At 61.1% G+C, this 17068-nt stretch carries 23 protein-coding genes; 11 read left to right on the plus strand and 12 right to left on the minus strand.

Going from position 1 to position 17068, the window contains the following annotated elements; translation table 11 throughout:
• Positions 1–3: 3 nt before the first annotated feature.
• From ACLD1Y_RS22310 to ACLD1Y_RS22320, 3 genes are all read left to right on the plus strand, one after another.
• Complete coding sequence (locus ACLD1Y_RS22310) at positions 4–468, plus strand: CreA family protein (protein WP_015885841.1); 465 nt, start codon at positions 4–6, stop codon at positions 466–468.
• Positions 469–569: 101 nt separating this feature from the next.
• Entirely contained in the window at positions 570–1052 is a 483-nt protein-coding gene (locus tag ACLD1Y_RS22315; RefSeq protein WP_429479966.1) for a glutathione peroxidase, read from the plus strand.
• Positions 1053–1272: 220 nt separating this feature from the next.
• A complete protein-coding gene (locus ACLD1Y_RS22320) occupies positions 1273–2376 on the plus strand; it encodes an NADH:flavin oxidoreductase (RefSeq protein WP_429479967.1) in 1104 nt (367 codons plus the stop codon).
• On the opposite strand, the gene ACLD1Y_RS22325 is transcribed toward ACLD1Y_RS22320, so the two are convergent.
• Both ACLD1Y_RS22325 and cysZ read right to left on the minus strand, forming a co-directional pair.
• The gene (locus tag ACLD1Y_RS22325) at positions 2345–3547 is read right to left on the minus strand and encodes a glycosyltransferase family 4 protein (protein ID WP_429479968.1); all 1203 of its coding nucleotides are present in this window, start codon (positions 3545–3547) and stop codon (positions 2345–2347) included. The genes ACLD1Y_RS22320 and ACLD1Y_RS22325 overlap by 32 nt on opposite strands.
• A gap of 54 nt (positions 3548–3601) precedes the next feature.
• Positions 3602–4351, minus strand: coding sequence for a sulfate transporter CysZ (gene cysZ, locus ACLD1Y_RS22330; RefSeq protein WP_429479969.1), 750 nt, complete (start codon positions 4349–4351; stop codon positions 3602–3604).
• Positions 4352–4633: 282 nt separating this feature from the next.
• On the opposite strand from cysZ, the gene trxB reads away from it, so the two are divergent.
• Entirely contained in the window at positions 4634–5596 is a 963-nt protein-coding gene (gene trxB / locus ACLD1Y_RS22335; protein ID WP_429479970.1) for a thioredoxin-disulfide reductase, read from the plus strand.
• A gap of 125 nt (positions 5597–5721) precedes the next feature.
• Here trxB and ACLD1Y_RS22340 read toward each other — a convergent pair whose 3' ends face one another.
• Genes ACLD1Y_RS22340 through ACLD1Y_RS22365 form a run of 6 tightly spaced genes read right to left on the minus strand, consistent with a single transcriptional unit; the run spans position 5722 to position 8659 of the window.
• Positions 5722–6063 (minus strand): HopJ type III effector protein, encoded by a 342-nt coding sequence (locus ACLD1Y_RS22340; RefSeq protein WP_015885835.1) that lies wholly within the window; start codon positions 6061–6063, stop codon positions 5722–5724.
• Positions 6056–6352 carry a DUF1244 domain-containing protein gene (locus ACLD1Y_RS22345; protein WP_429480039.1) on the minus strand — a complete coding sequence of 99 codons (297 nt, stop codon included), beginning with the start codon at positions 6350–6352 and terminating at the stop codon, positions 6056–6058. The genes ACLD1Y_RS22340 and ACLD1Y_RS22345 overlap by 8 nt, the downstream gene beginning before the upstream one ends.
• Positions 6353–6375: 23 nt before the next feature.
• Positions 6376–6747 carry a dihydroneopterin triphosphate 2'-epimerase gene (gene folX / locus ACLD1Y_RS22350; RefSeq protein WP_033896194.1) on the minus strand — a complete coding sequence of 124 codons (372 nt, stop codon included), beginning with the start codon at positions 6745–6747 and terminating at the stop codon, positions 6376–6378.
• Positions 6748–6749: 2 nt separating this feature from the next.
• Positions 6750–7310 (minus strand): GTP cyclohydrolase I FolE, encoded by a 561-nt coding sequence (gene folE, locus ACLD1Y_RS22355; protein ID WP_429479971.1) that lies wholly within the window; start codon positions 7308–7310, stop codon positions 6750–6752.
• 20 nt (positions 7311–7330) lie between these two features.
• Positions 7331–8041: a dihydromonapterin reductase gene (gene folM, locus ACLD1Y_RS22360; protein ID WP_429479972.1), complete on the minus strand. Its 711-nt coding sequence runs from the start codon at positions 8039–8041 to the stop codon at positions 7331–7333.
• Between the two features lie 57 nt (positions 8042–8098).
• The gene (locus ACLD1Y_RS22365) at positions 8099–8659 is read right to left on the minus strand and encodes an antibiotic biosynthesis monooxygenase (RefSeq protein WP_429479973.1); all 561 of its coding nucleotides are present in this window, start codon (positions 8657–8659) and stop codon (positions 8099–8101) included.
• 216 nt (positions 8660–8875) lie between these two features.
• On the opposite strand from ACLD1Y_RS22365, the gene ACLD1Y_RS22370 reads away from it, so the two are divergent.
• Positions 8876–9823 (plus strand): MerR family transcriptional regulator, encoded by a 948-nt coding sequence (locus tag ACLD1Y_RS22370; RefSeq protein WP_429479974.1) that lies wholly within the window; start codon positions 8876–8878, stop codon positions 9821–9823.
• A 2-nt stretch (positions 9824–9825) separates the two neighbouring features.
• Here ACLD1Y_RS22370 and ACLD1Y_RS22375 read toward each other — a convergent pair whose 3' ends face one another.
• Both ACLD1Y_RS22375 and ACLD1Y_RS22380 read right to left on the minus strand, forming a co-directional pair.
• The gene (locus tag ACLD1Y_RS22375) at positions 9826–10431 is read right to left on the minus strand and encodes a hypothetical protein (protein WP_429479975.1); all 606 of its coding nucleotides are present in this window, start codon (positions 10429–10431) and stop codon (positions 9826–9828) included.
• Positions 10432–10489: 58 nt separating this feature from the next.
• Positions 10490–10957 carry a PAS domain-containing protein gene (locus ACLD1Y_RS22380; RefSeq protein ID WP_429479976.1) on the minus strand — a complete coding sequence of 156 codons (468 nt, stop codon included), beginning with the start codon at positions 10955–10957 and terminating at the stop codon, positions 10490–10492.
• A gap of 141 nt (positions 10958–11098) precedes the next feature.
• On the opposite strand from ACLD1Y_RS22380, the gene ACLD1Y_RS22385 reads away from it, so the two are divergent.
• The gene (locus tag ACLD1Y_RS22385; RefSeq protein ID WP_429479977.1) at positions 11099–11554 is read left to right on the plus strand and encodes a flavodoxin; all 456 of its coding nucleotides are present in this window, start codon (positions 11099–11101) and stop codon (positions 11552–11554) included.
• Here ACLD1Y_RS22385 and ACLD1Y_RS22390 read toward each other — a convergent pair.
• Complete coding sequence (locus ACLD1Y_RS22390) at positions 11535–12431, minus strand: LysR family transcriptional regulator (RefSeq protein WP_429479978.1); 897 nt, start codon at positions 12429–12431, stop codon at positions 11535–11537. The two genes, ACLD1Y_RS22385 and ACLD1Y_RS22390, sit on opposite strands and share 20 nt — an antisense overlap.
• Positions 12432–12528: 97 nt before the next feature.
• On the opposite strand from ACLD1Y_RS22390, the gene ACLD1Y_RS22395 reads away from it, so the two are divergent.
• From ACLD1Y_RS22395 to ACLD1Y_RS22415, 5 genes are all read left to right on the plus strand, one after another.
• Positions 12529–12900, plus strand: a complete 372-nt coding sequence (locus tag ACLD1Y_RS22395; protein ID WP_135289872.1) for a CidA/LrgA family protein — start codon at positions 12529–12531, stop codon at positions 12898–12900.
• Positions 12890–13576 (plus strand): LrgB family protein, encoded by a 687-nt coding sequence (locus ACLD1Y_RS22400; RefSeq protein WP_429479979.1) that lies wholly within the window; start codon positions 12890–12892, stop codon positions 13574–13576. Before ACLD1Y_RS22395 ends, ACLD1Y_RS22400 begins: the two co-directional genes overlap by 11 nt.
• 150 nt (positions 13577–13726) lie before the next feature.
• A complete protein-coding gene (locus tag ACLD1Y_RS22405; RefSeq protein ID WP_429479980.1) occupies positions 13727–14509 on the plus strand; it encodes a class II aldolase/adducin family protein in 783 nt (260 codons plus the stop codon).
• Complete coding sequence (locus ACLD1Y_RS22410; RefSeq protein WP_429479981.1) at positions 14509–15411, plus strand: alpha/beta fold hydrolase; 903 nt, start codon at positions 14509–14511, stop codon at positions 15409–15411. Before ACLD1Y_RS22405 ends, ACLD1Y_RS22410 begins: the two co-directional genes overlap by 1 nt.
• A 257-nt stretch (positions 15412–15668) precedes the next feature.
• The gene (locus ACLD1Y_RS22415; protein ID WP_429479982.1) at positions 15669–16580 is read left to right on the plus strand and encodes an SDR family oxidoreductase; all 912 of its coding nucleotides are present in this window, start codon (positions 15669–15671) and stop codon (positions 16578–16580) included.
• A gap of 128 nt (positions 16581–16708) precedes the next feature.
• Here ACLD1Y_RS22415 and ACLD1Y_RS22420 read toward each other — a convergent pair whose 3' ends face one another.
• Positions 16709–16984, minus strand: coding sequence for a hypothetical protein (locus ACLD1Y_RS22420; RefSeq protein ID WP_429479983.1), 276 nt, complete (start codon positions 16982–16984; stop codon positions 16709–16711).
• Positions 16985–17068 lie beyond the last annotated feature (84 nt).

Here is a 17068-nt window from a genome sequence, read left to right on the forward strand (position 1 = left end):
ACAATGCGCGTAATGAAGGGATTGCTCGGCCTGCTGTTGGCCATGCCGCTGTTGGCCTCTGCCGAAGAGATCGGCCAAGTGTCGACCGTATTCAAGTTCGTCGGACCCAATGACCGTATCGTCGTCGAAGCCTTCGACGACCCCAAGGTCGACGGCGTGACCTGCTACCTGTCCCGCGCCAAGACCGGTGGCGTCAAAGGCGGCCTGGGCCTGGCCGAAGACCGCGCCGAAGCCTCGATTGCCTGCCGCCAAGTGGGCCCGATCCGCTTCAAGGGCGAGCTCAAGGACGGCGACGAAGTGTTCAAGGAACGCACCTCCCTGGTGTTCAAGACCATGCAGGTGGTGCGCTTCCTCGACAAGAAGCGCAACACCCTGGTTTACCTGGTTTACAGCGACCGCCTGATCGAAGGCAGCCCGCAGAACGCCGTGACCGCGATCCCGATTCTGCCCTGGCCGACCGCTCAGTAACCCGCAGGCGAGTTTTGCAATCGGCGTCTATGATTGCAGGCTTGCGGGCTGTAATCTCGAACGGCCGCAATGCGAAGAACATGGGATATCTGGAGTTCGTCATGAGTGCTTTCCACGACCTGAAACTCAAAGCTTTGGACGGACAAGAGCTACCGCTGGCGCCCTTCAAGGGGCAAGTCGTGCTGGTGGTCAATGTGGCGTCCAAATGTGGCTTGACCCCGCAATACGCGGCGTTGGAAAACCTCTACCAGCAATACAAGGACCAGGGGTTTACGGTGCTTGGCCTGCCTTGCAACCAGTTTGCCGGGCAGGAACCGGGCACCGAAGAGGAGATCCGCGAGTTTTGCAGCCTTAACTACGGCGTGACGTTCCCGTTGGGTAGCAAGCTGGATGTGAATGGCCCGGACCGTCACCAGCTCTACCGCTTGTTGGCGGGCGAGGGCGCGGAGTTTCCTGGGGACATTACCTGGAATTTCGAAAAATTCCTGCTGGGCAAGGATGGGCGAGTACTGGCGCGTTTCTCTCCACGCACTGCCCCGGATGACCCGACGGTCGTCCAAGCCATCGAAAAAGCCCTGAGCTAACACGGACCCCTTGTAGGAGCGAGCTTGCTCGCGAAAAACCTGAGATCGCTACGTTCATCCAGAACGCCCGCGCCATCGTCGACGACTTTCGCGAGCAATCTCGCTCCTACAGTTATCCGTGCACTTTTACCCTTTAATCACTCAGATCAATAGTGCTGTTCAGTCCTGCATGAGCTCCATATTATCCACGTCATAAACCCGCCTTACGTGGAGTACACCCATGCCTGTCCAAGCCCTGTTCAAACCCTTCCAGCTCGGTGCTCTGCAACTGTCCACCCGCGTAGTCATGGCGCCGATGACCCGCTCGTTCTCGCCGGGCGGCGTACCCAACGCCAAAGTGATCGAGTACTACCGTCGCCGCGCCGCTGCAGGTGTAGGCCTGATCATCACCGAGGGCACCGTAGTCGGCCACCAGGCCTCCAACGGCTATCCCAACGTTCCGCATTTCTACGGCGAAGCCGCCCTGGCCGGCTGGAAGAAAGTGGTCGACGCGGTACATGCCGAAGGCGGCAAGATCGTCCCGCAGCTGTGGCATGTGGGCAGCGTGCGGCGCATCGGCACCGAGCCGGACGCCAGCGTGCCGGCCTATGGCCCGATGGAAAAACTCAAGGACGGCAACGTGGTCGTCCACGGCATGACCCACCAAGACATCCAGGACGTGATCAACGCCTTCGCCCAAGCCGCCAAGGATGCCCAGCGCATCGGCATGGACGGCGTGGAGATCCACGGTGCCCACGGCTATCTGGTAGACCAGTTCTTCTGGGAAGGCAGCAATCAGCGCACCGACGAATACGGCGGCAGCCTGGCCAACCGCTCACGTTTCGCCATCGAGCTGATCCAGGCCACCCGCGCCGCTGTCGGCCCGGACTTCCCGATCATCTTCCGTTTCTCCCAGTGGAAGCAGCAGGACTACACCGCACGCCTGGTGCAAACCCCCGAAGCGCTGGGTGAGTTCCTCAAGCCGTTGTCTGATGCGGGTGTGGATATTTTCCACTGCTCCACCCGCCGTTTCTGGGAGCCGGAGTTCGAAGGTTCCGACCTCAACCTGGCCGGCTGGACCCGCCAACTCACTGGCAAGCCGACCATCACTGTGGGTAGCGTTGGCCTGGATGGCGAGTTCCTGCAGTTCATGGTCAATACCGACAAGGTCGCGCAACCCGCCAGCCTGGAGAAGCTGCTGGAGCGTTTGAACAACGGCGAGTTTGACCTGGTGGCCGTGGGTCGCGCCCTGTTGGTAGACCCGGATTGGGCAGTGAAAGTACGCGAAGGTCGCGAGGGCGACATCCTGCCGTTCAGTCGTGAGGCGTTGACGAGCCTGGTGTAAGCGGCGAAAGGGCGGGCACTGGGTGCCCGTCCTTGCATACGCCACGCAGCTGACGTTCAAACTGCTCGATGATTGCCGGCCAGCCTTGGCGACTGGCATGCTGGCGCGCATTCAGGCGGGCCCTGCGCAAGGTTTCCCGCTCCTCCAGCAGCCAGATGGCCGCATCGCAAAACGCACCTTCATCCCCGGGCATCGCCAGTACGCCGTTGTAGCCATGGCGGATATGTTGCGTGGCGGCTGCTTGATCGTAAGCCACCACGCCCAGGCCTGAGGCCATGGCTTCCAACACCACATTGCCGAAGGTTTCGGTGAGGCTGGGGAACAGGAACAAGTCCCCCGAGGCGTAATGCCGCGCCAACTCTTCGCCGCGCTGGGTGCCACAGAAGACGGCATCGGGCAGCGCCTGCTCCAGCAGCGGGCGTTGCGGACCGTCACCGACGATGATCAGTTTCAGCCGGCGCTGTGGATAAGTGCTTTGCAGGGCGTCAAAGCAGCGTTTGAGCAGGCTCAGATTCTTTTCCTGCGCCAACCGACCCACATGCAGCACCGCAATATCATCGTTGCCCAGGCCCCAGCTCTCGCGCAGTGCATTGTCACGTTTGGCTGGGTGGAACAACTGGCTGTCTACCCCGCGCGACAACATGCCCAGGCGCTCGAAATGCCGACGCTCCAGCTCCAGGCGTTGGCTGGCGCTTGGCACCAGGGTCAGGGTAGAGCGGTTATGAAACCAACGCAGGTAGTGAGTGACCACCCGGCTCAGCAGGCTCAAGCCGTATTGGTTCGAATACTGCTGGAAGTTGGTATGAAAGCCGCTCACCACACTTATCCCCAGGCGTCGCGCCGCCCGCAGCGCGGACAAGCCCAGCGGTCCCTCCGTGGCGATATACAGCACATCCGGGCGTTGACGGGTCCAGCGGCGCAGTAACTTGTGCATCGACGACTGACCCCACTGCAACCCTGGATAACCCGGCAGCGGCCAGCCACGGCACAGCAGCAATTGATCGTCGCTGGTACGGCTCTGGTCAGCGTTCTGGCGCGGGCGCACGAGCTCGACCTGATGGCCGCGAGCGCGCAAACCTTCGCACAGGCGCCCAAGGGTATTGGCCACCCCGTTGATTTCTGGCGGGAAGGTTTCGGTAATCAGAGTGATGTGAAGCGAGGCTGTCGTCATGACCCACAGTGTCACTGTGGGCCATGTCGTCATTGTGTCGTTGGGATGATGGATTTATGACTTGGCCATCGTTTCCGCACCTTGCTCGCGCACCCAGAACAACGTGGCCCCGGCCACCGCCGCCGGCATCATCAGCAGGTTGACCACCGGCACCAGCAACACCAGGTAGACGATGCCGCCGAAGCTCATGCTCTGCCAGCGTTTCTGACGCAGCCAGGCGAGCATTTCGTTCCAGCCCAGCTTGTGGTTGTCGGCCGGGTAGTCGATGTACTGGATCGCCATCATCCACACGCCAAACAACAACCACAGCGGCGCCGCGATCAGGTTGACCACTGGAATGAACGACAGGATAAACAGGCCGAGGGCCCGTGGCAGGAAGTAGCCCAGCTTGCGCATTTCGCGCGCGAGGGTGCGCGGCACCATGGCGATCAATTCGCCCCAGCTGAACGCTGGGAAGTCATCGGTGCCGCGCACCACCACTTCGACCTTCTCCGAGAGAAAGCCGTTGAACGGCGCAGCGATGATATTGGCCAGCATGGTGAAGGTGAAAAACACCATCAGCACCACCAGCACCACAAACAGGGGCCACAGCAGGTAGTTCAGAAAACTCAGCCAGCTCGGCAGCGTCGGCATCAAGTGATCGACCCACAGGCTGAACTGATGGCCGGCGAAGTAGATCAAGCCGACGAACAGCACCAGGTTGATCGCCAGCGGCAACAGCACAAACAAGCGCAGGCCGGGGCTCAACACCAGTTTGAGGCCTTCACGCAGGTATTGCGGGCCGGAAAGGGCAGGGGCGGGCATGGAAAACTCCGAGCAAAGGGGCGAACGCGCCGACCTTACCGGCTTTGCAGCACAGGTGAAAGCGGCGACATCAGTGGTAACAAACCCATCGATCAATCACCCTGACTGCATAGAGACCACCTATGAGGTGGATTGTTATTGCGTATTTCCTTAATCTTGCCCCCCTCTATACGCTGCACCCATTATTTTCAGGGCCTGCGAGTTAAAGCCTTCCCCAAGTGCTTCGTGGTCCCTTTTTTATTCCAGCCGCCTTGTTGTCCGGGCGGTCGACAGGAGTGAGTCATGTCTGATACCCGTCATTCGCGAGTGATTATTCTCGGTTCCGGCCCTGCCGGTTACAGCGCTGCGGTCTACGCGGCCCGCGCCAACCTCAAGCCGCTGCTGATCACCGGCATGCAGGCGGGCGGTCAACTGACCACCACCACCGAAGTCGACAACTGGCCCGGCGACGTCCATGGCCTGACCGGCCCGGTGCTGATGGAGCGCATGAAAGAACACGCCGAGCGCTTTGAAACCGAGATCGTCTTCGACCATATCAACAAAGTCGACTTCTCCCAGAAGCCTTACAGCCTGACCGGCGACAGCGGCGTCTACACCTGTGACGCGCTGATCATCGCCACCGGCGCCAGCGCCCGTTACCTGGGTCTGCCATCGGAAGAAGCGTTCATGGGCAAGGGCGTGTCCGCCTGCGCCACCTGCGACGGTTTCTTCTACCGCAACAAGCCAGTGGCTGTGGTTGGCGGTGGCAACACGGCTGTGGAAGAGGCGCTGTACCTGGCCAACATCGCCAGCACCGTGACCCTGGTTCACCGCCGCGAAACCTTCCGCGCCGAGAAGATCCTGATCGACAAGCTCCACGCCCGTGTGGCCGAAGGCAAGATCATCCTCAAGCTTAACGCCACCCTGGACGAAGTCCTGGGCGACAACATGGGCGTGACCGGTGCCCGCCTGAAAAACAACGACGGCAGCTTCGACGAGCTGACAGTCGACGGCGTGTTCATCGCCATCGGCCACACGCCGAACACTTCGCTGTTTGAAGGCGTGCTGGACGCCAAAGACGGTTACCTGGTGGTGCAGGGCGGCCGTGAAGGCAATGCCACTGCCACCAACCTGGAAGGTATCTTTGCTGCCGGCGACGTGGCCGACCACGTGTACCGCCAGGCCATCACCTCGGCTGGCGCCGGTTGCATGGCGGCATTGGATGCCGAGCGTTACCTCGACGGCTTGCAGAACGCTTCGTTCTAAACAGCACCGCAAAACAAATGTGGTAGGGGGCTTGCTCCCGATTGCAGTGTGTCAGCTAATGAATACTTGGCTGATACACCGCTATCGGGGGCAAGCCCCCTCCCACATTTGGTTCTATGTCTGACTCAGGATTTTCGGGTCAGGGGCTGTGCCGTGAACTTCACCCCGGCCAGGCCATTCGCAATCAACGCACGAATATTGCCATGGTCACTGCCCTCAGGCGTCGCCACGACCGAACGGTAATGCTCACCAAACGCCAGCAGCGCTTCCTGGTCACTCAAGCCTTCCAGCAACGCCAGACCCAAGGTCTTGCACGAACCTTCGTTCTGCCCGGCAGCGTTTTCCACATCGCCATTGGTGAAGGCTTGCGGCTGGTAGTCGTAACCAGCAGCTACAAACGCCAAGGTGTCGGCAAAAACATGTTCGCCGCTGTTGAGGCTGGCGCGCAGGGTGTTCAAATCAGTCATGGGTTTTTCCTTTGGCGAACGCGGCCTGTTGGTCGGCGCTGGCTTCTTTCTGGTATTGGGCTTTCCACTCGGCGTACGGCATGCCGTACACCACTTCGCGGGCGTCATCGAGGCTCAGCTCGATCTGGCGCTCATCGGCCTCGGTCTTGTACCACTTGGACAAGCAGTTGCGGCAGAAACCGGAGAGGTTCATCAGGTCAATGTTCTGCACATCCTTGCGGCTGTCCAGGTGGGCCACCAATCGGCGGAAGGCGGCGGCTTCGAGTTCGAGGCGTTGTTGGTCGTTCATAGGGTTCACGCAAATCTCTAGAGTTAGCGGCTGGCCGCCAAGGTAATCGACACCGATTCGGCAAAGCGCAGCGCATGGGGCTTGTCCACTTCGACTTCGGCGTACAGCACCGATTCATTGCCCATCACCAGGTCCAGCAGTTCCTGGGTCAGGCGCTCCAGCAGGGCAAAGCGGTTGCCTTCGACATGGGCAATGATCGCCTTGGTGATGGTGCGGTAGTTCAGCGCGTGGTCGATGTCGTTGTCGCGCACGGCTTCCTGGGCGGCATACAGGATGGTCAGGTTGATCAGCACATCCTGCTTGTTGAGGATCTCGTCCTCGTTGATGCCGATGTAAGTGCGCAGGCACAGGTCCTTGACCCGGATGCGCGCCATGCCTGGCTGAAGTTGTGGCATTGCTACTTGCTCCGTCCGATCAGTTGCAGGAACTCCATGCGCGTGGTGTTCGACTCGCGGAACGCGCCGAGCATCACCGAGGTGTTCATGGTTGAATTCTGTTTTTCTACGCCGCGCATCATCATGCACATGTGCTTGGCTTCGATCACCACCGCCACGCCTGCGGCCTGGGTCACTTGCTGGATGGCGTCGGCGATTTGCCGCGTGAGGTTTTCCTGGATCTGCAAGCGCCGCGCATACATGTCGACGATGCGCGCCAGTTTTGACAGGCCCAGCACCTTGCCGGTCGGAATATAGGCCACATGGGCCTTGCCGATAAAGGGCAGCAGGTGATGCTCACACAGCGAGTAAAGCTCGATGTCCTTGAGGATCACCATCTCGTCATTATCTGAGGTGAACAGCGCGCCGTTGACGATATCGTCCAGGTTCTGCTCATAGCCGTGGCACAGGTACTGCATCGCCTTGGCCGCGCGCTTGGGCGTATCGAGCAGGCCTTCACGTTCCGGGTCTTCGCCCAGGCCTTTGAGGATCTCGCGGTAGTGTTGGGGCAGGGATAAGGTCATACAACATCCTCACAAACGGCTTACTTGATATGCCGCCCGCCGTTGACGGTCAGGGTGGTACCGGTGACATAGGGGTTATCCAGCAGGTAGCGCACGCTCTGGTAGATCACCTCGGGCCCAGGCTCTATGCCCAGTGCGGACTTGGCCAGCACGTTGGCGCGGTAGGCTGCATCGTCATCTTTGTTGAACATCACCATCGCCGGGGCGATGCCGTTGACCTTGATCGACGGCGCGAACTGCGCGGCAAACGACAGCGTCAGGCTGTCGAGCCCGGCCTTGGTGGCGCAATAGGCAATGTGCTGGCGGCTGCCCTTGCGCACCACGTCATCGCTGATGTGCACGATGTCGGCGGGCGTCGAGCGTTGCAGCAAGGGTGAACAATGCAGGTTGATCAGATACGGCGCAAGCATGTGCACGCTGAACATGTCGGTGAAGGCGCGACTTTCATCACCAGGCGTTTCGGCAACCCAGGCCGAGGCGTTGTGGATGATTGCGCGCAGGCGTTGGGTATGGGTGTTCAGCTCGGCGATAAACGCCAGGATCCCAGCCTCGCTGGAAAAATCGGCAAACACACCCACTGCGCCGCGCTCGCGCAGGGCCTGCACGCCGGGACGTTCGCTGCGGTAGCTGAAAATCACCGAGTGGCCGTCGTCCAGCAGGCGCTGGGCGCAATGCAGGCCGACACGCTGGCCGGCGCCGGTGATCAGGATCGGGGCGTGTGTTGCAGTCATGGGGGACTCGATTCGCTGGCAGGCTCAAATCATACCAGCGACCGGCCCCCCCTGTACTCACGCGGCGGCTTCGGTGGCCTTGCGCGCAGTGGGAGCGGGGTGCAACCAGTTGGCCAGCAGGTGGGTCGACAGCGGAATGAACAGGTAAACCATCAACGGCGTGAGCGCCAGGGTGCTGACCAGCACACGGGGCACCAACTCCAGCTCGCCCAGCAGCGGGCCCAGCACAAAGTTGAAGATCAGCGACACCGGGAAAAACGCCAGCCAGATTGCCACGGCCTGCTTCCAACGCGGCGGTCGTGCACCTGCGGTACCAAACCAGCCATCGATGCCCTGTACGCGATGCTCGTGCGGGTGGGCGAACAAGTCACTGCCACGGCTCAGCCAAGCGCTGCGGGACGCGGAAAACTCCCAGGCGTGCAGGGTCTTTTCATCGGCGAAGCGGAAGATGATCTGGAATTCATCATCATTGGGCGGCGGGGCAAGCACGCCGGAGCCCAGGTAGCCGGGAAAGTCGGTGGCCAATTGTTCGCCTTCGCGCAGCCAGGCCATCAGTTCTTCGTAGCGACCCTTGGCCACGCGGCGCGCAACCATCAGGGTGACAGGTGAGGTAGACATTGTGTATCTCCATATAGGTGGATGCACGTGGCCGGGTAGGCGGTGCACCAGGCGTAGCGGCGGGGTAGAGCTGCTACGCTTGAAAAAGCAGGCAAGGATTATTCCTGTTTTGCCGAAATACGCCAGACACTTCGGACAAGAAGCCGAAAACCTTGAATCAGGCGCGCTAATCAGCGTTAAATGCGACCCTCCCTACACGGAAGTTTCCGACTCCAGATGCCCGAGATCATTGCCCCTCTACGCGAAACCGCCCACGCCATCGAGGCTGATGCCGAGGTGCTTTTCCCGATTCGCGAAGTAGCCCGCATGACTGGCGTGAACCCCGTCACCCTGCGTGCCTGGGAGCGACGCTACGGGTTGATCCAGCCGGTGCGCACCGAAAGCGGGCATCGCCTGTACTCAAGCACCGATATTGACACCGTTCACCGAATCCTCGACTGGATCGAGCGCGGCGTGGCGGTGAGCAAAGTGGGTCGGATCCTTGCCCGTGATGACCTGCACATCGACGCCGCAGGTGTAGACACCGAGGTGGAATGGGGCCAATGGCAAAGCCAATTGCGCACCGCCATCAGCGCCTTTGACGACCGCCAGTTGGACCGGCTCTATGGCCAGATATTCTCCGCTTATCCCCTCGCCGTCGTGTTTCAGGACATCCTGATGCCGCTATGGCAACAGCTGTTGCGTCACCAGGGGCGTTTCGGCCAGGCCAGCGAGTGGCTGTTCTTTGACAACTTCCTGCGCTCGCGCACGGCGCAACGCCTGCAAATGGCCGCCGTCTCGCCAGTGCCCAGGGTGCTGCTGGCGGCGATCGCCGGCGAGTGTCGCGAATTGGAGTTGCTGGTGGCGGGCGTGTTGCTTTCAGGCGAGCGGCAGGCGGTCAAAGTGATCGGTGTCGGTCAGCCCTTTGATGAGCTTACGTTGATCTGTGAAAAGACCCGGCCCCAGGCCTTGGTGCTGTTTTCCAACCGTTCGCCCGGCAGCGAATTTCCGCTGCGGCTCCAGCGCCTGGCGCTGACATTGGACTGCCCGTTGCTGCTGGCCGGTGATGCATCGGACATGGCCGAGGAGAGCCTGACGGGTTCGCCGATTGGCTGCCTGGGCAATGAAGGACGGTTGATGCAGCGCCGCTTGCAGCAATTCCTGAGCGGCCGCCTGGATACCTGATCTCAGGCGTGCACTTCGGGATGCGCCAGCCGGTGCTGATGCAGGATGAATTGGCGCAGGCGCTCGGTTTCATCGGCATCGCCCTGGTTGAGCCGATAGGCAAACAGGCCGCGCGCGGTTTCCCGTTCGAAGCTGCCCCGTAGCGCAATGCGCTCATACCCCGAGGGGCTGAACCACAGCGAAAAGCTTTTCGGCGGCCGGCTGCGGCCACGCATCTCCACCAGTACCCCCTTGAACGACACCTCATGCACCCACAGCGCGCCGGCATGACCCTTGATGTTCTCCAGGGCCACCGGTGCTTCCAGCGCCAGGCGCCACGGACGGATCATCGGGCCATCTTCAAAGATCGTCGGCACGCCCAAGCGCAGATGCACCGCGTGAAACTCGTCTTCCACCAAGTGCAGGGGGAAGGTGAGTTGCTGGTTATCGAACTGCGCCTGGATGGTCACGTGGTCGTGGGCGGCCAGCCGGGTGAGCAAGTCACGGATCTGTGCGCCGCCGTTGACGGTCAGGCTCGACGACGCGTCCCGCAGGTTGAGCTGCGGGTTGTGGTGCATCATCTGAATGAAATCCAGCTCGTCCTGCGTCAGAAGTGCGTCGCGTTGCATGGTGCTTGCTCAACGGGTAGGTGTTAAAACGCCATTATCCTCTTAATGACCACTTTTCCTAATTATTGTTAGATCCACTCGTCGCCTTGAGGGTGGCCAGTTCGGCCTTGAGCTCAGCGACCTGCGCTTCCAATTGGGCCACACGCTGCTGGGCTTTGACCTGCACCGTCACGTCTTTTTGCACGCCTACGAAGTAGGTTTGTTTGTCGGCTGGGTTGTAAGTGGTGGAGAGCGACAGCTCATTCCAGAAATGTGTGCCGTCCTTGCGGTAATTGCGCAGGGTTTCACGGCAACTGGTGCCGCTGTCCAGAGCCTCGCGGATGGCGATCAGGGCTGGCTGGTCGCGGTCGCCCGATTGCAGGAAACGGCAGTCCTGATAGAGGATTTCATCGCGGGTATACCCGGTCATGCGTTCGAACGCCGGGTTGACGTAGATCAGCGGCAAGTCCTTGCCTTCCCGTTCAGCGATGACGATGCCGTCGTTAGAGGCGTCGATGACCATTTGCATCAGTTGAGCGTTAATCATTGCAGGGGGCAACCCATCCATTTGAGGTGTCGCAAGTCTAAGACACCGCGCCAATCTGTCCACGTCAGCACGAGGTTTTTTCGTGCGCCAGGGCTGAGCTGGTAATATCCCACGCTTTCGCTCAACTACAGGATCAGATTGATGAAAGTCGCCATCCTTTCCGGCTCGGTCTACGGCACCGCCGAAGAAGTTGCCCGCCATGCTGCCGGTATCCTCAACGCGGCCGGCTTCGAGGCCTGGCACAACCCTCGCGCCACCTTGGCGGATGTACAGGCGTTTGCCCCGGATGCCTTCCTGGCGGTGACCTCCACCACCGGCATGGGCGAACTGCCCGACAACCTGCAACCTCTGTATTCGACCATCCGCGACCAACTGCCCGCCGCCTTCCGAGGCCTGCCCGGTGCGGTGATCGGCCTGGGCGACGCCAGCTACGGCGACACCTTCTGCGGCGGTGGCGAGCAAATGCGCGAGCTGTTTGGCGAGTTGGGCGTACGCGAAGTGCTGCCGATGCTGCGCCTGGACGCCAGCGAAAGCGTCACCCCTGAGGCCGACGCCGAACCGTGGCTGGCCGAGTTGGTCACTGCACTGCGCGCTTGACCGGAAACTCACGCAGCAACGCCAGCCAGGCCTGGGCGGCTTTGGACAGATAGGCGCCCTCACGCCAAATGAACGCAATGTCCCAGCGCAGGTAGTCGGGCGCCTTGAGCGTCAGGCGCACCACTCCCGGTCGCACCAGCCCACGGGCGACCACGCTAGGCAACAGCACCACGCCCTGGCCGGCCGCGACCAGCGCCACGAGAAAATCCGCCTGGCCACTGCGCCCGACTTCCTTGGGCGTAAAGCCCACCCCCTGGCACGCCTGCAGCAGCCGATCGTTGAGCACAAAACTGCGTTGGTACATCAGGAATGGCGTGTCCGCCAATTCTTCCAAACGCACCTGGGCGTTGTCCGCCAGCGGGTGATCCATCGGCAGCAGGGCGTCCAACGGCTCATCGCAGAAGGCTTGCCAGGCGAACGCCGGGTCGCTGGGCATCAGGCTGCCGCCCACGTCCAGCTCACCATTGAGAATCGCCTGTTCGATGGTGCGGCTGCCGCCCTCCAGCAGTTGGATGGTGACCTTCGGGTAGCGCCTTCGGTATTCGGCGAACAACCCGGCAAACAAGGTATCGCCCGCCAGCAGCGGCAAGCCCAGGCGCAACTCGCCACGGGTCAGTTGCTGCATATCGTCCAGCTCGCTAAGCAACTCGCCCTGCAAGCGCAGCATGGCTTCGGCCCGTTGCAGCACCACCTGGCCGGCGGCGGTCAGGCGGATCTGTGAGCCGGTGCGTTCAAGCAACGGCGTGCCTAGGCTTTGCTCCAGCTGCGCCACCTGCTTGCTGACCGCAGACTGGCTGATATGCAGGGTTTTCCCGGCCTGGGTAAAACCGCCACGGTGGATCACCTCGACAAAGCTGCGTAGCTGTTTGAATTCCATCGCTCAATTCCAGTTTGGAATAGCTGGCAGTCTAACAATTCGCTGTGGGGATGGCAGGCGTCTCTTTAAAATGGGCGCCTGCGAGGACCCAAAGCCCATGAAACGTTTCACCCGTCTGCTGATTGAACTGGTCGTACTCTTGGCTATTTACCTGTTCGGCTGCCAACTGGCCGTGTGGCTGGCGTGGCCGATTCCTGGCGGCGTGGTGGGCTTGGGCTTACTGCTGGCGACCTTTGCCAGCGGCCTGGTCAAGCCGGCCGCGCTGCAACTGGGCGCTGGTGTGTTGATGGCAGAAATGCTGCTGTTCTTTATCCCGGCGCTGATGAGCTTGCTGGACTACGGCGGCCTGCTGCGCAATGACGGCTGGCGCATCCTGCTCGTGATCGCATTCAGTACATTGGCGGTAATGCTGGTAACCGCCTTCACCGTCGAGTGGGTATGCCGCTGGAAGCTGCGCCATGAAGCTTGAGCTGATGCCGGTGTTCTGGCTCGCCCTGACCCTGGGCGCGTATGTGTTCAGCCGCTGGATCTACCGGCGCACCAGGCGCTACCTGTTGTCGCCGTTGATTCTGGTGCCGGTGTTGCTGCTGGCCGTCGCGGTGCCGATGAACACCGCCTACGCCGAATACGCCGCCGACACCCATTGGCTGATGTTGGTCCTAGGTCCCGTCACCGTGGCGTTTGCCGTGCCGATCTGGCAGCAGCGCCGCTTGCTGGCGCGGCACTGGTCGGCGTTGCTGCTGGGGATGGTCGCGGGCAGCGTGGCGTCTATCGCCACCTCGTTTGGCTTGGCCAAAGCCTTGGCGCTGGACAGCTCGGTGACGATGTCTCTGGTGCCGCGCTCCATCACCACGCCGTTTGCCATGCCGGTGTCGTCCGACCTTGGCGGCGTGCCGGAACTCACCGCTGTGTTCGTGATGTTCACCGGGGTGTTCGGGGCCATGCTCGGCGGTGTCTTGCTCAAGTGGCTGCCACTGCGCACACCGCTGGCACGCGGCGCCTTGTTTGGCGTGGGCGCCCACGGTGCGGGGGTCAGCCGTGCGCGGGAAGTGGGCGGCGAAGAGGGCTCGGTCGCCGGTTTGGTGATGGTGCTGACGGGCCTGCTCAACCTGTTTGCCGCGCCTTTATTGGCGGCGCTTCTCTGACGCCGTTTACACAGATTTAAACTATTCTCCAAGCTGACTCGCACGGTCATCAAGCTGGCTGCCAACGCTACTCCGGCGGCCAGGGCGTCTGACTAGACTGGCCCATCACTCAAAAAAACAATAAGAAAGTGCGCCAAGGAGGTCATTGCCGTGAGCCTAGCCCCTGTTCTATCGCCACAAAATGTCAAAAATCAGGTCAGCGCTGCCGAGTGGCAGACCCGCGTCGACCTGGCGGCCTGCTATCGCCTGGTGGCGTTGCATGGCTGGGACGACCTGATCTTCACCCACATCTCGGCCAAGGTGCCGGGCACCGATGACTTCTTGATCAACCCCTACGGGCTGATGTTCCACGAGATCACTGCGTCGAGCCTGGTCAAGGTCGACCAGGCCGGCAACAAGCTGATGGACAGCCCCTACGAGATCAACCCGGCCGGCTACACCATCCACAGCGCCATCCATGAAGTGCGCCACGACGTGACCTGTGTGCTGCACACCCACACTGCGTCGGGTGTAGCGGTGGCGGCGCAAAAGCAGGGCGTGCTGCCCATCAGCCAGCAATCGATCTTCGTGTTGTCGAACCTGGCCTATCACGCCTATGAAGGCGTGGCGCTGAATCACGAAGAAAAGGCCCGCCTGCAGGCCGATCTCGGTGAAAACAATTTCCTGATGCTGCACAACCACGGCCTGCTGACCTGTGGCAGTACCATCGCCGACACCTTCCTGATGATGTTCACCTTCCAGCGCGCCTGCGATATCCAGGTGCTGGCGCAAACGGGCGGGGCTGAATTGATTCCGATCGGGCCGCAGATTCTCGCCGGTGCCAAGGCGATGGTGGCGACTGTGACCAAAAGTGCACAAGGTATGGGGGGCGCGCTGGCCTGGCCGGCGTTGCTGCGTAAGTTGGACAGTATCGATCCTGGGTATAAAACCTGATGCCACTCGCCGAGATCCCCCTCAGAGCCTGGCGCAAGCGTGGCCAGGATTTCGTCTTTCGCGGCCGCACCATTCGCTACTGGGTGGCGGGGCAGGGCGAGCCATTGTTGCTGATCCACGGTTTTCCCACCGCCAGTTGGGACTGGCATTACCTCTGGCAACCGCTGGCCCAGCGCAACCTGGTGATCGCCTGCGACATGCTGGGGTTTGGCGATTCGGCCAAGCCGTTGGACCATGACTATTGCCTGTTGGAACAGGCCGACCTGCAACAGGCCCTGCTCGAACACCTGCGCGTAGATCAGCCGGTGCATGTATTGGCCCATGACTACGGCGACAGCGTCGCCCAGGAACTGCTGGCCCGGCACTATGAAGGGTGTTTTCAGATGGCCAGTTGTGTGTTCCTCAACGGCGGCCTGTTCCCCGAAACCCATCGCACCGCGCTGGTACAGAAACTCCTGCTCAGCCCGCTGGGCTGGATGATTGGCCGTGCGTTCGGGCGCAATGCGCTGTCCGACAGTTTCAGGCAAATCTTCGGCCCCGGCACCCGCCCCAGTGAAAGCGCCCTGGACGATTTCTGGAGCCTGATCGACTGCAATGCAGGCACGCGGATCCTGCACAAACTCATCGCCTACATTCCCCAGCGCCGACGCCTGCGTGAGCGTTGGGTGCAGGCGATGCAACATGATGAAGTGCCGCTGCGGGTTATCGATGGCGAAGTCGACCCGATTTCCGGCGCCCACATGGTGGCGCGCTACCGTGAGCTGGTGCCTCACGCCGACACGGTGTTGCTGACCAATATCGGGCATTACCCACAGATAGAGGCGCCGGTGCAGGTGCTCAAGCACTATTGGGCGTTTCGTGAACGCATTGGGCAGCCTGCGCCACGCCTTGCCTACTCCTGATTGAACACTGTCCCCCTGTGGGAGCGGGCTTGCTCGCGAATGCGGTGTGTCAGCTAAATATTCATTTACTGATCCACCGCATTCGCGAGCAAGCCCGCTCCCACAAAAAGCTCGCTCCACAGTTAGAGCATCAGTGGTTCATCGGCCATCATCCCCCTGCCTTATCGCGCACCATTCAGCGCTGATCGTAATTATTGTGACCAAACTCGCTGTGCCCGACACTCAACCCATTCCCATTATCCCCAGCGGAGTTCGGTATGAGTGAGTCAGTGCAGTTCCAGGATAAGGTTGTGATCGTCACCGGTGCCGGCGGCGGTTTGGGCCGCGCCCATGCGCTGCTGTTCGCCAAACACGGGGCCAAGGTATTGGTCAATGACTTGGGCGGTTCCACCCAGGGCGAAGGCGCCAATGCGTCGGCCGCCGACCGGGTGGTCGCCGAAATCCGCGAGGCCGGCGGTATCGCCGAAGCCAACCACGACTCTGTCACCGACGGTGACAAGATCGTACAGAACGCCCTCGATGCGTTTGGCCGCATCGACGTCGTGGTCAACAACGCCGGTATCCTGCGGGACAAGACCTTCCACAAAATGGACGACAGCGACTGGGACCTGGTTTACCGGGTGCATGTCGAAGGCGCCTACAAAGTCACCCGCGCCGCCTGGCCGCACCTGCGCGAGCAAGGCTACGGGCGGGTAATCTTCACCGCATCCACCTCGGGCATCTACGGCAACTTCGGCCAGTCCAACTACGGCATGGCCAAACTGGGCCTGTACGGTTTGACCCGTACTCTGGCGATCGAGGGGCGTAAGAACAACATCCTGGTCAACGCCATCGCCCCCACCGGCGGCACGCGCATGACCGAAGGCCTGATCCCGCCGCAAGTGTTCGAGCGCCTCAAGCCGGAACTGGTCAGCCCGTTGGTGGTGTACCTGGGCAGCGAAGCGTGCGAGGAAACCTCGGGGCTGTTCGAAGTCGGCGGCGGCTGGATCGGCAAGACCCGCTGGGAGCGCAGCCTGGGGGTGGGTTTTGATCCTGAGGCCGGTTTCTCCCCAGAAGATGTGGCGGCGCATTGGCAGCAGATCTGTGACTTCGAAGGCGCGGCGCATCCCAAGGACACGATCGAGGCGTTGAAGGAAATGATGGCCAACTTGCAGAAGTACAGCCTCTGATCGTTGCTGTAAAAGATTTGAATCCTGCGGGGCGCTGATGGCGCCCCGTTTTATTTTTGGCATAAAAAAGGCCGCTGCAAAGGCAGCGGCCGAAGTAAGACGTTGGATCAAGGAGCGACAAATCAACGTCAGTGAACAGCGGTAACAGACTGAAAACAGGCATCAATCCATTTGAATCTGGCTTTTCTTCCGGTTGGGGAAGCGGGCCGTTTGCCCTGAAAGCCCGCTAAGAATAGTCGCTTGTAACAAAATGAGTAATGCCGATTCATGACAAAAACTGTTGCGTAAACGGCAACAGTCGGCTCGTGCGCCATCCATGCCCCTGATAACCCGCCATCCACCCGGTTCATGCCCGCGCCCAGACCCAGGCCAGAGCGCCCGGTAATCCTTTCGAGCGACAACACGAATCCCTCCTTTGTGCGCTTATCGCTCCACAGGCGCGGCAGTAGGGTGGGGCCTTCTGTCACTCACCGGGGAAGACGCATGAC

Source organism: Pseudomonas sp. 18175, from assembly GCF_050432925.1.
GTDB lineage: Bacteria > Pseudomonadota > Gammaproteobacteria > Pseudomonadales > Pseudomonadaceae > Aquipseudomonas.

What these genes read in the sequence shown, in the direction of transcription:
- ACLD1Y_RS22380 (WP_429479976.1), bottom strand. Translation starts at nt 10,957, where the DNA reads ATGATTAACGCTCAACTGATGCAAATGGTCATCGACGCCTCTAACGAC.
- ACLD1Y_RS22385 (WP_429479977.1), top strand. Translation starts at nt 11,099, where the DNA reads ATGAAAGTCGCCATCCTTTCCGGCTCGGTCTACGGCACCGCCGAAGAA.
- folM (WP_429479972.1), bottom strand. Translation starts at nt 8,041, where the DNA reads ATGACTGCAACACACGCCCCGATCCTGATCACCGGCGCCGGCCAGCGT.
- ACLD1Y_RS22410 (WP_429479981.1), top strand. Translation starts at nt 14,509, where the DNA reads ATGCCACTCGCCGAGATCCCCCTCAGAGCCTGGCGCAAGCGTGGCCAG.
- ACLD1Y_RS22365 (WP_429479973.1), bottom strand. Translation starts at nt 8,659, where the DNA reads ATGTCTACCTCACCTGTCACCCTGATGGTTGCGCGCCGCGTGGCCAAG.
- ACLD1Y_RS22320 (WP_429479967.1), top strand. Translation starts at nt 1,273, where the DNA reads ATGCCTGTCCAAGCCCTGTTCAAACCCTTCCAGCTCGGTGCTCTGCAA.
- ACLD1Y_RS22400 (WP_429479979.1), top strand. Translation starts at nt 12,890, where the DNA reads ATGAAGCTTGAGCTGATGCCGGTGTTCTGGCTCGCCCTGACCCTGGGC.
- folE (WP_429479971.1), bottom strand. Translation starts at nt 7,310, where the DNA reads ATGACCTTATCCCTGCCCCAACACTACCGCGAGATCCTCAAAGGCCTG.
- ACLD1Y_RS22325 (WP_429479968.1), bottom strand. Translation starts at nt 3,547, where the DNA reads ATGACGACAGCCTCGCTTCACATCACTCTGATTACCGAAACCTTCCCG.
- ACLD1Y_RS22315 (WP_429479966.1), top strand. Translation starts at nt 570, where the DNA reads ATGAGTGCTTTCCACGACCTGAAACTCAAAGCTTTGGACGGACAAGAG.
- ACLD1Y_RS22395 (WP_135289872.1), top strand. Translation starts at nt 12,529, where the DNA reads ATGAAACGTTTCACCCGTCTGCTGATTGAACTGGTCGTACTCTTGGCT.
- cysZ (WP_429479969.1), bottom strand. Translation starts at nt 4,351, where the DNA reads ATGCCCGCCCCTGCCCTTTCCGGCCCGCAATACCTGCGTGAAGGCCTC.
- ACLD1Y_RS22375 (WP_429479975.1), bottom strand. Translation starts at nt 10,431, where the DNA reads ATGCAACGCGACGCACTTCTGACGCAGGACGAGCTGGATTTCATTCAG.
- ACLD1Y_RS22390 (WP_429479978.1), bottom strand. Translation starts at nt 12,431, where the DNA reads ATGGAATTCAAACAGCTACGCAGCTTTGTCGAGGTGATCCACCGTGGC.
- trxB (WP_429479970.1), top strand. Translation starts at nt 4,634, where the DNA reads ATGTCTGATACCCGTCATTCGCGAGTGATTATTCTCGGTTCCGGCCCT.
- folX (WP_033896194.1), bottom strand. Translation starts at nt 6,747, where the DNA reads ATGCCACAACTTCAGCCAGGCATGGCGCGCATCCGGGTCAAGGACCTG.
- ACLD1Y_RS22370 (WP_429479974.1), top strand. Translation starts at nt 8,876, where the DNA reads ATGCCCGAGATCATTGCCCCTCTACGCGAAACCGCCCACGCCATCGAG.
- ACLD1Y_RS22340 (WP_015885835.1), bottom strand. Translation starts at nt 6,063, where the DNA reads ATGACTGATTTGAACACCCTGCGCGCCAGCCTCAACAGCGGCGAACAT.
- ACLD1Y_RS22310 (WP_015885841.1), top strand. Translation starts at nt 4, where the DNA reads ATGCGCGTAATGAAGGGATTGCTCGGCCTGCTGTTGGCCATGCCGCTG.
- ACLD1Y_RS22415 (WP_429479982.1), top strand. Translation starts at nt 15,669, where the DNA reads ATGAGTGAGTCAGTGCAGTTCCAGGATAAGGTTGTGATCGTCACCGGT.
- ACLD1Y_RS22345 (WP_429480039.1), bottom strand. Translation starts at nt 6,352, where the DNA reads ATGAACGACCAACAACGCCTCGAACTCGAAGCCGCCGCCTTCCGCCGA.